This is a genomic window from Nostoc sp. CALU 546 (assembly GCF_048836525.1).
This window is the reverse complement of sequence record NZ_JAWJTF010000013.1, coordinates 34,318-50,524: the sequence shown is the minus strand read 5'-3', so window position 1 is coordinate 50,524 and position 16,207 is coordinate 34,318. Positions and strand designations below refer to the sequence as shown.

Annotated in this window: 10 protein-coding genes and 1 pseudogene; 5 read left to right on the top strand and 6 right to left on the bottom strand. The window is 41.5% G+C overall.

The window, feature by feature from the left end:
* Positions 1–11: 11 nt before the first annotated feature.
* Complete coding sequence (gene drmD, locus RRG12_RS09220; protein WP_420759038.1) at positions 12–3,233, bottom strand: DISARM system SNF2-like helicase DrmD; 3,222 nt, start codon at positions 3,231–3,233, stop codon at positions 12–14.
* Positions 3,234–3,871: 638 nt separating this feature from the next.
* Positions 3,872–4,597: a hypothetical protein gene (locus RRG12_RS09215; protein WP_420759037.1), complete on the bottom strand. Its 726-nt coding sequence runs from the start codon at positions 4,595–4,597 to the stop codon at positions 3,872–3,874.
* Between the two features lie 12 nt (positions 4,598–4,609).
* Between RRG12_RS09215 and RRG12_RS09210 the strand changes: the two genes are divergently transcribed.
* The gene (locus RRG12_RS09210; RefSeq protein WP_420759036.1) at positions 4,610–4,756 is read left to right on the top strand and encodes a hypothetical protein; all 147 of its coding nucleotides are present in this window, start codon (positions 4,610–4,612) and stop codon (positions 4,754–4,756) included.
* A gap of 108 nt (positions 4,757–4,864) precedes the next feature.
* Here RRG12_RS09210 and RRG12_RS09205 read toward each other — a convergent pair whose 3' ends face one another.
* Positions 4,865–6,004, bottom strand: coding sequence for a tyrosine-type recombinase/integrase (locus tag RRG12_RS09205; protein ID WP_420759035.1), 1,140 nt, complete (start codon positions 6,002–6,004; stop codon positions 4,865–4,867).
* Between the two features lie 113 nt (positions 6,005–6,117).
* On the opposite strand from RRG12_RS09205, the gene RRG12_RS09200 reads away from it, so the two are divergent.
* Complete coding sequence (locus RRG12_RS09200) at positions 6,118–6,315, top strand: hypothetical protein (protein WP_196519202.1); 198 nt, start codon at positions 6,118–6,120, stop codon at positions 6,313–6,315.
* Positions 6,316–6,326: 11 nt separating this feature from the next.
* On the opposite strand, the gene RRG12_RS09195 is transcribed toward RRG12_RS09200, so the two are convergent.
* Complete coding sequence (locus RRG12_RS09195) at positions 6,327–6,779, bottom strand: helix-turn-helix domain-containing protein (RefSeq protein ID WP_094353448.1); 453 nt, start codon at positions 6,777–6,779, stop codon at positions 6,327–6,329.
* A 523-nt stretch (positions 6,780–7,302) separates the two neighbouring features.
* On the opposite strand from RRG12_RS09195, the gene RRG12_RS09190 reads away from it, so the two are divergent.
* Entirely contained in the window at positions 7,303–8,487 is a 1,185-nt protein-coding gene (locus RRG12_RS09190) for a hypothetical protein (protein ID WP_420759034.1), read from the top strand.
* Between the two features lie 562 nt (positions 8,488–9,049).
* A complete protein-coding gene (locus RRG12_RS09185) occupies positions 9,050–11,272 on the top strand; it encodes a hypothetical protein (RefSeq protein ID WP_420759033.1) in 2,223 nt (740 codons plus the stop codon).
* 43 nt (positions 11,273–11,315) lie between these two features.
* Here RRG12_RS09185 and RRG12_RS09180 read toward each other — a convergent pair.
* Positions 11,316–12,197 (bottom strand): annotated as a pseudogene (locus RRG12_RS09180) (MFS transporter); the annotation flags it as partial.
* Between the two features lie 79 nt (positions 12,198–12,276).
* A complete protein-coding gene (locus RRG12_RS09175) occupies positions 12,277–12,456 on the bottom strand; it encodes a hypothetical protein (protein WP_375467119.1) in 180 nt (59 codons plus the stop codon).
* Positions 12,457–12,675: 219 nt separating this feature from the next.
* On the opposite strand from RRG12_RS09175, the gene RRG12_RS09170 reads away from it, so the two are divergent.
* Positions 12,676–16,185, top strand: a complete 3,510-nt coding sequence (locus RRG12_RS09170; protein WP_420759032.1) for a hypothetical protein — start codon at positions 12,676–12,678, stop codon at positions 16,183–16,185.
* Positions 16,186–16,207 lie beyond the last annotated feature (22 nt).

Below are 16,207 nucleotides of genomic sequence, written 5' to 3'. Positions count from 1 at the left end.
TTCTACTCCCTCTAGCCGGAAATCGGCCATAAATAAATTACGCCGACTGGCTCAACCCGCACTGCTTTTACTTTGTAGGCGGCTTCAATTCGGGCTGGTTCTGAAATTAGTTCGGTTGCGATCGCTTGCAGGCGTTTTTCCCAATGGCGACGGTCTGCATCCAATTGGCGCTGTTCTTCTATAAATGGAAGAGACAACTGCACTGCCTTAGATTCTTCCTGACACTTGATAATTCGCGTCTGCTGTTCCTCCAGAATGTTCTTCATCTCAGCAGCTTCTTTAGTACCCCGATTAGCCAGCTTTTTCTCAGCACTTTCAGCCAAAGCTGTGGCGCGACGTTCCAGATGCGGAATTAACTCTGCTACATCTTGGGCAGCACTTTTTTTCAGTCGCTCTTTCACGGCTTCGGCAACTTCCAGCAAGTGAGGGGAAGCTAGGGAATTTTCCAGTAATTCCAGTACGTTGTCTTTCTCGCCTTCTCTTAAAGGCTGAAGTTTCTTGCGTCCCCGACTGCTTGGGTCTGACCACTCTGCTGCTACTGCAATCACTTGGTCGTGCAAGCGAGAAGCCCGTTCACCATACAGAGCCAGCCGTCCCAGTGCAATCGCTTTTGGCATTGGGTCATTAGTCAGACAAACACAAGCACGAGTTAATTCATCATGCAAGAAGCCCTGAGCTAAAAACCTGCTCAGTAAACGCTGAACAATTCTGTGTTCTAAATGCAGATGAACTACATCCCCATCCAAGGAACCAGGATCTCGAAAGACTACAGGACGAATTGGTGCTTCTTTCCGCCATTCCCAAGGCTTTTGTCCGATTTTTCGAGGTGTTCTCAAGGTATCAAGTGTAGTTGACCATGTTGGATCTGCACCAGTACGCTGATCGAGAGCCGGAATTGTCCAACGCGCAGTTACAGGATTGTTAGCAACCTCATTCACATCTACAGGGGCAAGTGTTGGGACTCCCAGTATTTCTAAAGAAGCAGAGATGGCATTACGGAAGTGATTGTCATCTAGTCCCAACCAATCCCGCGAGTCTTTCAACATTTCTTGTAAATTCTCTACTTGTTTAGTCAGATCCTGTTGGCGGAGTCTGGCTTGCTCCAGTTCCTCATTAATTACTTGCGTGTTTACTGTTTCCTTGTTACTGAGTTGCTCTGCTTTATTAATCGAATCGGCAAGATTATTTACTTCTTGGTGGCGAATTCCATTAGCCAGTAAGCGTGACACATTTCTTTCAACTACTGGTGCAAGGCTGCCAAGTTCTTGTTGAATCGTCACTGTTTTCCGCACCAGTACATCTAATACTTTGTCTTCTGTGCGTTGCGGTAAAACAAAGTAGTAACAATGGACAACAGGCGATCGCTGTAATTTCCGGTCAATCCGTCCGTTACGCTGTTCCATCCTTGATGGGTTCCACGGCACATCAAAGTGGAACAAGTCAGCACAGTTATTTTGGAGGTTCACCCCTTCTCGTGCTGCATCTGTAGCAATCAGGATTCGTAAGGGATGACGTGCTGGGTCAGCGTTAAATGCACTTTTAATAGCTTCGCGGCGTTCTTCTCCAATGCCCCCATGAAATACATCTATGCGTTCATGTTCACGGTTAGAGTTAGCGATCGCACTTTGTAATTGCTGCTGTAAATAACGTTTAGTATCTGTATATTCTGTAAAGATAATTACTCGTCGTTCTAACCAAGCAGCATTCGGCTGACCCAAATCAGGGCAAAGATTTTGGCGAATCCACTCCACCAGTTGTTGAATCCGTGGATCTGGCTGATAGCGAGAGGAATTAGCGACATCTGCCATTTCATCTAAAATCGCTAACTCACGCGCTGTTTGGCCGGCAGCCTGCATACTAGCTGCTGCCATTTGAGCATCTTCTTCTGCAATTACTTCCTCTTCGGAAAATTCAGCCCGTTCATCATCAGCACCAGGGGGTTCAAACAGCAACGGGAGACTGGCTTGATGTATGGTGGGGCGGTGAGCCGCTTGCTTTTCCATCCCCGTCCGATGCACCTTTAAAGTCCGAGCAAATGCCTCTATGGAAGATAAAAGACGCTTTTGCAGGGAAGTAATTACCAGCATTGCCGTAGTCTGGGTAGACTTCGCTGCATCTTTGAGCTTTTCCTCCCGCAGATTGCGATATTGTTGCAGCAATCGGGATAATTTGAGTTCTGGCGCGTCTTCTGGCAGGTTATCAATAACTATAGGAAGAACGTAGCGTTGGGGAAACTCTTCTCCAATCTCCCGTAAATCTTGTTTTAAGCGCCGCACCATTACAGTGTCCAGCAACTTGCGATTACGAACGGGTACTCCTCGGCAGAAACGCTGGGGGTCGAGAATTTCTAGTAAGGCAGCAAAGCTGTTGGAGTGTCCATTGTGGGGAGTGGCAGATAAAAACAGCTTGTGTTCAAAACGCGGTGCTAAGTCTCGAACAGTTTTGGTAAGTTGGGAATCAACGGCATACTTTGCACCACTCGCAGGTGCAGCATTGTGAGCTTCATCAAGGATGAGCATGGAAGCAGCCGCAAAATCACCAAGCCAGTCCCGTAACGGTGCGGTGTATGTTTCATCTCGTAGCAAGGCATGGGAAATAATGAACCGAGTGTGTGTCATCCAAGGGTTAATTCCATAACCCCGTTCTTGACGACGCGCAGCAATAAACTCACGATCCAGAATCATAAATGTGAGTCCAAAGCGACTCTCCATTTCTTCTTGCCACTGCCTTACCACTGATGGCGGACACGAGATAACGACTCGTCTAACCTTTTGGCGCATCAGCATCTCACGCAGTATCAGCCCTGCTTCAATTGTCTTGCCCAACCCTACATCGTCAGCAATGAACAAACCAACTCTTGGCATCAGCAAAGCTTTACGTAGCGGCTCTAATTGATAAGCTTTGACTTCTATTCCCGCACGGTAAGGCGCTTGGAAAAGCTTGGCATCTGTGGAAGTTACGCAATTCCACCGTAATGTGTGCAGGTAAGCAGAAAACAGACGCGGATTATCAAAACCTCGATTCGCTATCGATTCCCATGATGTCGCCCCGACGATTTTGGCATCTATTTCGCGTTCCCACAGGACTTCTAGCGATTCTCCTAACGCATCATCTTCTAAACAAGAAAGGCTAACTTTTGTGTCTTGCTCTGGAGACGGTTTCGACACAACTTCTTCTACAAGATATTGCCGCGATCGCACGCGCACAATCTGTCCAGTTACAATGTCAGTCACTCGTGTCTTCCCCCTTGTAACTGGACTGGTATTATCCCTCCTCTAATCATGAAAAACTCACTCCCCTAAACCCTAATGCCTGGTTAGCTTGGAGTGCTAATCTACAACCATCTTTTTGAAAGTTGCGTTGCAGGTATAAAATAGCTTTTAATCTATTTGTTATTTAGCACCTGCTACATCTTAATAATGTTATTTTATATACGTCTATAGCAAGTGGCTATTTTCAGCAGAAAACTTTTAAATGAAGAGAATATAAAAGGTATAATCTACCTAGTATCACATAGACAATTATTGGATTGAAATTAAATAGTAATTTAACGCTCAGTAATATTACTTAAAAAACTTAGGCTGAATTGCGTATACTTAAAGTAACCTGATAAACTAGCATTATTTAACCACTGTCAACCAACATCGAGAATTGCTCACAGAGATGGAAGCCCTCAAGTAGTTCTTGATAGAGAAAGTACCCTTGAGGGTACTGTGAATGGCTGCCATTCGTTTCTAGGATATTTTATAGAAGTTTTTTTCAGTGGCCACAGCGATGTCTTCTATTGAGGACAACAAAATAATTGTTTGGCGATCGCAAAAAGACGAGCGAATCAGTGTAAATTCAGAAATTCTTGAAATTAATAAAAATACTAACTTGCAGGATGATATGATCCCGTATTTTCGTTAAATTCCCATCCCATACCCGATTTATCCTTCCCCTTGCACCATGCCACAAAAAGCGGTGGGTGCAGCTTATTTCGCTGCTCACGTATAGTTTCTACGCTTACACCAAGTCTTGAAGCTAAACCTTCTTCCGTCAACGGTTGGATTCGGGGAGTATGCCCTTTGAAGGATGAATTGTTGTAGTACGATTTCTTGCCCCGCCCTTGTTGGTTATTGAGATGATTTTGAATTTTAATAATCGCCTCAGTAAACTGTGTCATTCGGGCTGTTATCCCCTCCACTTTTTCTGATAAATCGGCGAGATTATGGATTGCTCCGGTTTCGTTGCTAGATTCACTTGAAAACTGTGACTCGAGCTTATCAAGTCGTGAGCAAATAGCTAATATCGTTTCATTCGTAAGACTGGGGTGACTATTGTTACCAGCAACCAAGTACTCCTCAACACTTGCCTTAATCTTAGAGTCGAGGCGTTTATCTAAATCATTGCCACCAATTGCATCAAGGTTATCTAGATCATCTAGGTAGAGTTCGATAAATTGGGTCAGCGTGGCTGTTGCCGTCGTCCCTTTCGACTTACAACGGGCGATAAACTGCTCCCACATCTTTTGGTCGCAGTTAAAAGATGCCAGTTTCTTGTTTTTCCCTGTTTGGCTCATGTCTAGGTAATGTCTAGGTAAATCTGGACTGGACACGACTGAGTGAGTGTGTCATCCCGAAAAGATAACTACCTTGACACTATCATTTTGGAGCGCATGAGTGCGCCCGCCGGAGACGATGGTCTCCGACCGACCGGAGGTCATCGCCTCTACCAAAAAGCAGTCAGATTACTACTGTCTGCAACAGTTAGTTAGCCACTGTTGGAGTTGTTCAGGAGTTGTTGGCGCACAATTTGAGCAAAGCCTGTTATCGCTTTTGTAGCCAGCCAAATCAGGAGGTGACTTCCTGGCTAACGCATCCATTTAGTCAATCATATCTGCCAACAAATTTGTCATTTCTGACTGACCTTGTTTGCGGTTATCGTCATACTGGATTAATACATCCAGCTTGACATGACGGCTGACTTTTTGCGTCTTTCGCACATCCCCTTGGGTTGCTTCCAAAAGAGTTGTAATCCCACTGTGGCGGATGCGGTGGGGTGACATTAACTTTTTTACACCAGCTGCATCAAAATAATTGACAACAATTTTGCGGATGCCGTCCCCAGTGAGGCGATGCCCTTTACTGCGGTTATCAAGGGCGATAAATAGGGGTGAGGAGGCGGTGATATTGCCCCGAACTTGCAACCAATCACAGATAGCATTAACTGTTGCTACTGACAGTTTTACCCATTCATCATTCGTACCTTGCCCTTTTCCCAAAATCCGCAATCTGCTTTCGTGTGGGTCGAAGTCTTTTATATTTAATTGACTCACCTCATTGCGTCGCAGTAAATTTTCCCACAACAGCCGCAATAGCGCATAATCTCTTTGGCCGTGAACAGTTGAGCGCTCAATTAGCTGGATTACACTGTTGATGCTTTGAGCATCCACCCCGGTAGTATCTCGATACGCTTTTACCTTTTCCAACTCTACATCTTCTAGCGTGTAGCTACACACACCTAGCTTGCGGGCAAACTTCACCAATGATTTAATGCTGCTGAGGCGACGGTTGACCGTTGCTTCTTTCAACCCAATAGCCAGTAGCTTTGCCTTATATTTCAACACCACCGCCACCGCCCGTTTCTCGGTCAGGTGCAAAAACTCCAACACGCTATCAACATTCGGCTCAATACCAGTCATCGCCACAAAAAATTTCCGCAAATCTTTCTGGTATTCGCGCCGGGTGCTGGGTGCGCGAATATTGGCGAGCATCAAAGCAATGACATCCTGTTCATCCTCTGTTGCGGCAAAATACCGCTCAATTGGGGCTGAAAGAGATTTTTTTAATGACTCTACCGCCGAGTCAAATCCGGTATCATCGTTTGCTTTTGGGGATGCCCGTCTGGGGGAATATGGAGTATCAGACATAGCATTGGGCGCGAAAAGGGTAATTTTCGATATCAAACCTATTCTCTCTCGATTTGCCCAACCACACTCACTTTGGCGCGATAAATCTTCCATTAGACGTTCACAATCGCAATGTTGCTAAATATACTGCTATGGTATTAGTGCTATTCGCTTGTTACCCAACACTTGACTGTACTACGTTATGTATTTTTACTGAATTATGATAGATGCAAAAATTAAACCATCCCAGTGGTTGGAATGGTTTAAGGGAATTATCAATTTTTCTTACTGCTCCTTTTGCTTATAGGAGGCAACTAATTGTTGTTGGCGACAATTCAGGCATTCCTTTTAACTTGATAGTTTCGGCGACTTGGTTGTTATTTTGGCGTAATGAAAAGATAGGATTGCCCGTTAGCTTGATTTGAGCTTGATGCTATTAGGGTTGCGCTTCCAAGATCCGACCTATACTTCTTGGCGATAGTGCTGGCAACCCCCTGCGAGTAGCTTCTTCAGCAACTTGCATATGGTAATGGTGCTTTGAACGACTGGGTTTTCGGTTCTTGCTCCATTCGCTGATTTCGACAATTTTGCTCGCCTCTGCGCTCTTGCACTTCTTAGGTCTGCCTGCGTTCACACCTAATACATTATTTATCTTTGCGATCGCATCTTCCAAGGTTTCCGATGTTATGGTACAAGATGTCCACTTTTTCTTCCAGTTTGTTACTGTTTGCTTCGCTATACCAAGTTTTTTTACTATATTTTTATGATTTTCCCCACGATTAAGTTCTAGCAGGATGTTTGCTCTCTTGATCATTTCATCGCTGCCGGTGGCTGCTATATTCTCTAATACTTGCTTTTCAATAGGATTCAATACTTGAATATGAGGCATTTTAGTATTTACCCCGCTTAAACCTACAATTTTGCCAAATCGAATGAAGCCTGATATACTTTTTTTGTAGAGTTCATTTTTCCTAAAGATTCACTCAAAGCCCTGCTGCAAACAGGGCTTTGAGGAAAAAACAACCCCACCTGTTACTAAAACAGGACGGAACTTTGTTTTGTCAATTTAGTTATCTAGAGCCATCATATCATGAATTTACCCAGTTTTACAAATCTATCTTTAGATAGATGCTTTTTTTTAAATGCCAGTAATTTAAATATCTCTTCAGTCATATTGGTTTTCAATGGGTTGGGAATAATAGTTTACTGCGCGAGAAAATTCTCTCCCTTGAGTTTTTCTGGTAGTTAATCCTTTGCCATTTACAAGATTTAATTATTTTTTCAACTTGTCACTTTTTCCAAGGGATGAAAGTGCTATAAGTCTTGCTGGTTAAGATTTTTCTGCTTTCTGCTTAGGTTTTTCAAGATGGAACCTATCTTTTGAGTGACAATTTGTGACCCGGAGTATAAATATGTCTGAGGTGAAGAATCCGGCAATTGTATATATTTCACCTGCGGAGTTGGTTGTTCATCCGAAGCTGATAGAAATATATGGTGAGAATGAGGAACGTCCGGCTTTAGAAAAAAGTATCTCTGAAAAAGGGATTCTTGAATCTTTAAAGGTATCTGCACGTACTGGTGTCAATGTAGTCTTGGCAGGTAAGTGTCGCTTGCAGATAGCTCGCCAGTTAGGAATTTCCACTGTGAAAGTGGAATTTGTCGAGTCTGGTTCGCCTGAAGAAGATTTGAAACTAGTGCTTGACTTTAATCTTCATCGCGAAGGTGGGAAGACTCATTACCAGAAATTTCACGAGGGGCAGTACTGGGAGAGCGTACTTCGTCCCCAAGCGAAAGAAAGACAGCGCCAAAGCGCTCGTCGTTTGAATCAATCGAATGATTCAAATTTGAATCATTCGGTAACTGAGAGTAAGTCTCAATTAGGGAAGGGCAAGCGAGTGATTCAGGAGGTCTCGGAGAATCTAAATATAAGCGTTGGTAGTTATCACAAGGGTAAGAAAGTTTTTGAGTTTATTTCTCAATTACGAGAACTGGAAAAATTTAAGGCAGTTGTTGCACTGGAGATGGAGTTTAACCGAAGTATTGATGCAGCATACAAGTTTGTTTGTAATCAAGATATCTGTTACCAGGTAATAGACCTTCTGGAGGCTACGGAGATAGGTAGTATAGGCGATGGTATTGCTTGGATGCTGAATGGCGAGCGCAATCCGTTTCGACGTTTCCAGCTTGACCAAGTATATCAATTCAAAAAGAGACTGCGGCCCGAGTTGGAAATTGTGGGACGGGTTATTGGTATAACTAATGAGTTTGTTGTGTTTGGATTGAGGAATTTAGGGAATATGAGCCTAGAAATTGTGAATCTACGTCCGCGACAAATTGATGCAGAATTGCAGGATGAACCATCTGCGTCACAGAGGAAGAGAATATTTCACTTAATGCAAAAGTTTAGTGATGTTTTCCCAGTTCAAGTGTCTTTGGCGGAGTTGTTGAAACTTCCTAATTTAACTGATAAAGAGGAGGTTTTATTGCGGATGTATGAGTCTGACGTATTTGAAAAAACTTGGGAAGATTATAAGACCCAAATGAAAGCAATGGAAGTTTCTACAAATAGAAAAAAGGATAAGATTTGTGCTGCATAGGTAGCTGTAAGCAGTTAATCTAGCAGAGAATTTATCCCACAATTTAACATTACTTACTAGATTAGCATCTCAATACTAATTGCAATACGAGTTCACTATTGTGGGTGCTGAACTCGTATCAAGATATTTGACTGTTTTTTGTTTTTTAACTCGGTGGTGGAGTATGAGCAATTTCATCTTCACCAGTTGTACTAATAAGAGCCAATGCGGGGTGACGCTTGTGGGTGTTACTAGCTTTGCATTGTTATCCCAAAACTAAGAATGTCGATTTAGTGACAACTTCGCTCGAACTGCCTCATTTAAATAATTACCAAAAAAAAGTTGGGTAGTCGCATTGTTGTTGGTGAAGCGTGTTGGACTAAATGCCAGTCTAAGCCTACGTATGTCTAAGCCTAAACAAGTATAAAGCTTTGTTTGCTTTCAACCACGAGACGATTACCAGTCGCCTCCAACAAGCGGATAACCAACCGCTTAATTCAAAATAAAATTTCAAATTTAGGCTAACACATTTTGACCAACAGCGAGGCTACCTGATGCACAAAAATCATCAGGACAGTCACTCATGTTCCAAGAAAATTTCTCTTCAGATGTTGAGAACAAGCCCCAATTAAGTCTTTCACAGCCTTCAAAAAAGAAAATCAAACCCCACCTGCCCGCAGAATCCGTGGGTAAACGCTACGTAGAGCGCTTTTGGCATCCATTTGGGGCGATAATTGCCCCAAATCAAGCACAAGGTGTAAAACCAGCATGGCGCACTATCGATTATTATCTCCAACCCTCCCAACTGTGGAACCTGCACCAAGACAAGTCGAAACTAGTAGGTCTGCGCTTTAACGACACAACACGTTACGCCACAATCGATTTAGACCTAGAAGGCGACTACCATAACATTGAATCCATAAATCGCATCAAAGCGGTGCTAGAGGACATCGGCATAGTCGATATCATCATCCTCCAGTCCAGCTTTAGTGGCGGTTATCACCTAATCCTAAGCTTCGCATCCCCCCTACCCACCTTTCCCCTAGCCTGCGCCCTAGAGATTACCTTAAGAAACGCAAGCTTTATCCTGCGCCAAGGACACCTAGAAATCTTCCCCAATACCAAACCATATAGTGCCAAACAAATAACTAACTACAAAGCCATCCGTTGCCCCATGCAACCGGGTAGCGGGTCATTTTTACTTAATGATGACCTACAACCAATTAGCGACTCAGTTTCTATCTTCCTCGATTATTGCGATCGCGCGGCCAGTCGGCAAGATTTAACCAAACTAAAACGGGTAGCGAACAAAGCCAAAAAACAAATTTCACGGGAGAGATATCGCAAGCAAGAATCTGCTGACGTTGTACAGTGGCGTGCCAACTGGGAAGAAATCATCAGCACAGGCTGGACAGGAAAAGGACAAACAAACACCCTCCTACAAATCTTCGTAGGGTACGGAATCGTCTTTTTAGACTTAGAGAGTGATAAATTAGTTGAATTTTGCCTTACTACCGCAATTAACGCCCCAGGCTACAGCCAATATTGCCGACACCAACACGAAATCGAAGCTAGAGTGCGGCATTGGGTAGAATCCACAATTCGCAACAAATGGTACAGCGCCTACATTAGTTATCCCGAAAGGTTGTTGGGTACATTCGCCAACACATTTGCAGAAGCCATAGCAGGCATTAGCAGCATTGATAAACCCAAAGACAACGTAATCCCATTTGACCGTCGTAAGCAACAGAACTGGGAACGCAGCCAAAAAGCCCAAAAACGCATCCAGATAGTAGTAAGGGCAATAGAGTGGGATAGAGGGTTGCCAGTAGGGGCTACTGAACGGGGTAAAGTGATACGTGCTGAATACAAGCGCCGCTTTCACAAAACTATCTCACAAGAGACACTACAAAAGCACTTGCATTTGTGGCATCCCACACGCTACATCTTAGACCCGTGGGCAGAAAATACCTCAAAGCCTTATCAATCAAGCAATGACGAGCAATTTAATAGTTTTGAAAACTCATTTGCCAAGCAGACTGCTCAAAATCCTTACGAAAAGGAAAATGACGGTCATTTTTACTATATGAAGGTTTTTTGTAACTGTTTACCTCCTGCTGCCGATGCCCCTACAGGGCAGTTGGCAGCAGCAATCTTTGAAGAAGTTGCTGAGTCTCAAGGAGAATTATTTGTACTACAGGTACAAGATGAATCTGAGAAAATTAAGAATTCCGAAGAATTGAATTTATTGCAACCACAGGATCTGTCTTTAACTTCAGGTGTCAATAATTCTGATAATTCATTAGTTTCTTCAAAGATTATAGAATTAGCTGAAAATCTTAATGAAAGTACTTCAGATAAGAATTTCAAATACCTTTCTAACCCCAGCGCGGCTGAAAATTACAATAACAAAAACTTATTAATCAATTCTGTTACTATTCCGCTTACTGCGCCTACACCTGCAATTGTGCCGCCTGAAACGTCACAAAAAGCCGAAGTTAGCGAACAAAGTACACCTTCAAGCGATTCAGCAGCAACTCTCGCTTTGTCAGAACTGAAGAATCTGACTAAGTTGCGACTCCAAGCAGCATCTTACGCCAAACGTGTAGCTAGAGAGTACTGCCTGATTGCACGATGCTTAATTGGGGGCAAGGAACGGGAAAAACTGGAGCAGAGTGCCAAAATGCAATTTTATCTCGATTCAGGTAACAAAACTCTAATTGCAGAAGCCAATGAGTGGGCAGCTGCCAATCCTGGGTGTCTACCGTTTTCGTTGGAGTTGGTGTTTCAAGAAGGTGAGACGTGATGGCTGAATTTCACAGGTGAGAGTGATTTGGATGCCTATACGGTGGCAAACTTCTATTGAACGTACCAACCGCAACTGCACACAGGGTTGCACCAATCCCAAAAGCTGCCATCACCCAGCCGTACTGCACTTCTCCCAATTTGAGTGTACCTTGAACATAGCCAACAGTATTTACTAATATCTGCGCTCCGGCAATTGATGCGACTAACTGCATCGCTAGCGCGTAACGAATAGGTGCATCTGTAAGCAGGCGAGTTGTACCGTCTTTAATGTCTCCCCATGTTCGGCGTGTTGTCCTGGAAGGCTGTTGATTTTGTGCAACGACGAGCTGACCTGGTAGGGTGAAGATTAAGACTGCCGCGATAGCTACGCTCGCCGCAGGCATCGCAAAGCTGAGAGCATCCAAAAAGAAAACTTGTCTCGCACCAATGAAGGCGGCGACACTTCCAGCGATACCAGGGCCAAGTACACCAAGTAATTTGATAAGTAGCAGCCGAAAGAGCGATCGCCCCTGCATAGTCATTCTCACCCGTGACTAATGGAATTGTCGCTTGGTAAGTTGGGGTGAAGAAAGCATTAAAGACATTAAGCGCAAATATTAATACGTAAACTTGCCAAATCTGCGTCACAAAAGGCAATATACCCACAATTAGCATTCTGAATATGTGGGTAACAACCATGATTTTCTTACGGTCGAGGCGGTCTGCGATCGCACCTGCAAGGGTAGACAGCAATACAAAAGCAGTGACACGCAGAGTCAAAGCTACTGAAAGCACAACCGCAGCATTTTTCCAGCTAACTCAAAGGTCAGAAGGGCTAAACCCACCCAAGTAAGTGCATCGCCCAATAAACTAGTGGTCTGAGCAGTGTACAGCCTTGCAAATACCGGATTTCTCAAGCTGCGGAAAAATGTCAAGGTATTCATTTATCAGGGGGCATAGTTACACAAGTCTTTTATCTCAAAATTTTAACAGAAATGGGGGGAGGAGGCATATTTCTCAAAGCTAGAAAATTGCCTTGCCAAGACCATTTTCACCACTCTGCTGTTTTCTCGAAGGAGTGTAGTGTTTTTTAGTTATAGCTGTGATGTTCCTGTAGCAACCATCATTGCTCAAAAACTGCTTTTGGTACCGTCGCTGCGCGGATTCTTGTCGGCAAATGGCAATGGCAACTGCATAAGTCATTGCAGGATCTGGCTGTAGATATTATTGTCACAAAGTGGCTTGGAAATGCCGCAGTCAGCTGGTTCCATGCAATGGCTATATACTTTCCCTGAAAAGGGTCTATTTTTGTGAATATAAAATGATTTTTTCGGAACATTAGTTGTATTATATTTAGCCAATCATGGAAAAGTAAGCAACACACAACCCGGTTTCACTTAACTAAAAAAGGGGCGACACAGAGTGGAGAATCAGAATCAGTTAAGGGAAGAAAGAAATCAACTACCGCGACCAGATTATAGAGATTTGCTCTCAAAAATAGATGAGAAATTGAATGGAGAGTCAGGGGGAAAAATATTTTCTTTGACAAAAGACTCTAATAACGGGAGATTAAGGTTAATCATTGATATTCATGCCTTTGCTTTCCAGATAGCTAAAGCTAAAGATATAAGATTACCGTTGTCAAAAGACGAAAAAACATATCGAGCGTCAATAAATATGAACGATGCTTGTCGTGAGGTATTTAAAGACAAAATTAAATCAATAAAAGCGACTTTATCCAAACTTTTAATAGATGAAATTAGGAATAGCACAGGTTTAAATTACAATGCACAAATCGCAGACAATATCATTGAGCAATTAATTGATTCAATGCTTACGCCCTTGGCAAAAAAAGCTAAAGACTCTTCCTTATTTACCTGGGATTTCCCTCAATCGCCTGGATTAAGTAGCCAAGAACTAGCCTTGGAGTCTGAGTTTGATAATCCTGCGATTATAAACCACAAAGTCACCATAGAAATAAATAGTGCAACTAGATTCCGCGAACTTGTATTAACGGCACTAGAAAACTATGTTCGTCTGAAGATGAATGATGAGTCAGATATATCTGATTATGTAATTGGCAATGTAAGAACTAATCTGGAGTCTATCAAGATTCATGGCTCTCAGGAATTATCATTACTTGAAAAATTAATTAATCAAGAAACAATCGGAAGATTAAAAAGAGAAGCGGAGATAAATTTTTTAGAATTTTGGGCAAAAGTTATTAGTGAAGAATGTAACGATTTAAGTAAAAACAGAGAAGTCATATATGAGGATGGTAAAGGAGAAAATTCACGTAAAATATCATCCCATGAGGCATCATTTTATTTGAGAGACTACAGTAGACGCATTAGATTATTAGAAAAATTCATCAATGACCCGAATAAAGCTGATAGTTATTACGATGTAGTATATCAGGGTGTGACTGTAAATATTAAAGAATTATTTTCTCGTAGGGATGCTTTTTCGGAATTGCCTATCATTGGGCAAATTAATGGTTGTATTGGGCAGACAGATGACCCACGTTTAGGTATAACGTCAATAACTTTTGGATTAAAATTTAAATTCAATGGGCGCGTCAATAATCCAGTTAAATACGGTACTTCATTCGCTTACGGACTTGACATAATTAACCCAAATTCAAAATTAAATAATCAACCAATTGATGATAACCCCCCGCAAAAAACAGATTGGCAGGTTGAAAAAATAATTAAATATTTTATTCTTTATTATTTTGCATTTGCGTGTCCTAATCCCTCGGAAGTAAATTCTTGTTATCAAGATGTTCTCCAATTTGATGTAGTTAAAGATTTCACAGACAAAGTATTGCCTATTTTCAGTAACCCAGATAATCAGAGTGATGCAAATAAGCAAAACTTGTTAGTGCAGTTTGTTAGTGATATTAATCAATATTTAGTTTCACACAACCTAAAAGCAATAGTAAAAATTATCCAAAAATATTTAAAATATCCAAAATTTTTATTATCAGATGAGAAACAAATAAGTATTGGGATATCAAAGAAATTACTGGTTTCTGAACTGACAGAAATAAGTAGTACAGATAGATTTTTTGCAGAAGAACTTTCTTCAGGTAATTTGAAACAATGTCTCAAGCATATCTTTATTTCCCTACAGGGGGTAACAAAAGAAGCAATTATCCAGCTACCCGTAAAGCTGAAATTTGAGACAGATAATTTCTATCGAGCAGCAAAAAAATGTGAGTTTGATATGGCTTATCAAACTGACGATATACAAATGCTCACTGTCTTCCATAAGTTTGTACAATCTAATAATGCACAACAATTTGAACGCGATAAGAAAAATATAAAACAGCTAGCACAATTATTAGGTAAAAAACCTGACTTTCTGAAGAAAGTTAATACACTTAACAATGCTGACGAAGCTAGTGATTTACTCAGCACTGTTGTATTTGATGGCTCAATTATAGAGTTTCAAATAGGGGAAGTTCCTTTAGAAAAAGCTACGTTTGAAGGGCGTTTCAAATACGAGATTACATTAAAGACCCTTGGATTTATAATCCTAGAACTTCTCACTAGTAGGGTGAAAAAAAACAAAAGTTTATTTGTAGGGCAGTGGATACTGCATGAAACACCGGAAGAAGAAACAACACAACAGGAAGCACTAATTCATCAAACGGTTGAAGAATGGAATCACTTATTAACTGACTTTATGTTCATCAGTTCTCAAGGGATAGTGTTACCGAAAATCGACCGTTTTAGAATTGCTAATGCCAAAAAATCACTGTACTCTGTATTACCTCAAAAATACCATAGCAAAAATAACGATAAACGGATACTAAAAAAATTATTAATAGTAATGGTGTCTAGTAACAAGTGTGATGCTCGTTCGTCACGTTTGGAAGATAATTATATTGCGAATTTGACAGGTGAAATAGTAGCGGTGGAGGACACCGAAACTGGTATAAAGATAAATCGAGTTAAAACTTTAGCAGGCAATTACTGGTTAGATGAATTGCATCGCACTCCGTGGGCGCTTCGAGATGTAATTAATGAGATGTACGATAAGGGTTTTAAGGATGTTTTATACATCGCTAAAACTCCCTTTTCTGAACAATTGCGGGTGACAGACCAACAAAATGAATTATTTTTTATGTCACCGGATATAATAAAGTTCCTCAAAGATATTGCAGATGATATAATCATATATCCTGCTTTATATGACAGTTACAGTGCCTTGTGCATCGACGATCAAACTCAAGAAGAAACCTTATATATTCAGGATGTACGACAACTAAGTAACTTATTTAATGACCCCAATCGCTCCCAGGTAATATTTTTTAATTTGCTTACAGTAAAGACCATAGAGAAAGATAGGACTTTTTATAACACTGCAACGACTTATTCAACACTTTTGAATGCTCATCCAGGTGATGCACTCGACATGACGAAGGTTATGAATGGTCTAATTAAGGAAGGTCAATTAAAAAATGATATTACGCTTTATTTGACACTATTGCATTATTCAAGATATGAAAAGAAACAAGGCAAGTCGGAGAAATTGTTACCTAAGCTTGACCCGCTTAATGATATTATCGGCGATAATGCAATCGGCAGATCATCGGCAAGAGGTAAGCATTGCATTCCTGGGGTACAAATGAATTATCTCGCATGGTTGACAGAAGTTAACAATGCCTTAAGTGACTCAAGAGATGTAAAAGATGTGATTAATGATTCTGCCAATTCATCTCAAATTCTACTTGCCTTCCTTGAAGAGATTGAAGATTTTTTGGATAAATACCAAATAAAAGACCCATCGATAGAACTCCCTAGAGATTATAATAACTTCTTAGTGAGGCACTATAACCACCCAATTTTACGAGAACGAATTTACTTGATACTAGAAAATAAGCGTTGGGAGATTGAAAACGGTAATGTTCAAGTTCAATTTTAATTGAATTATAAGACATTTTATT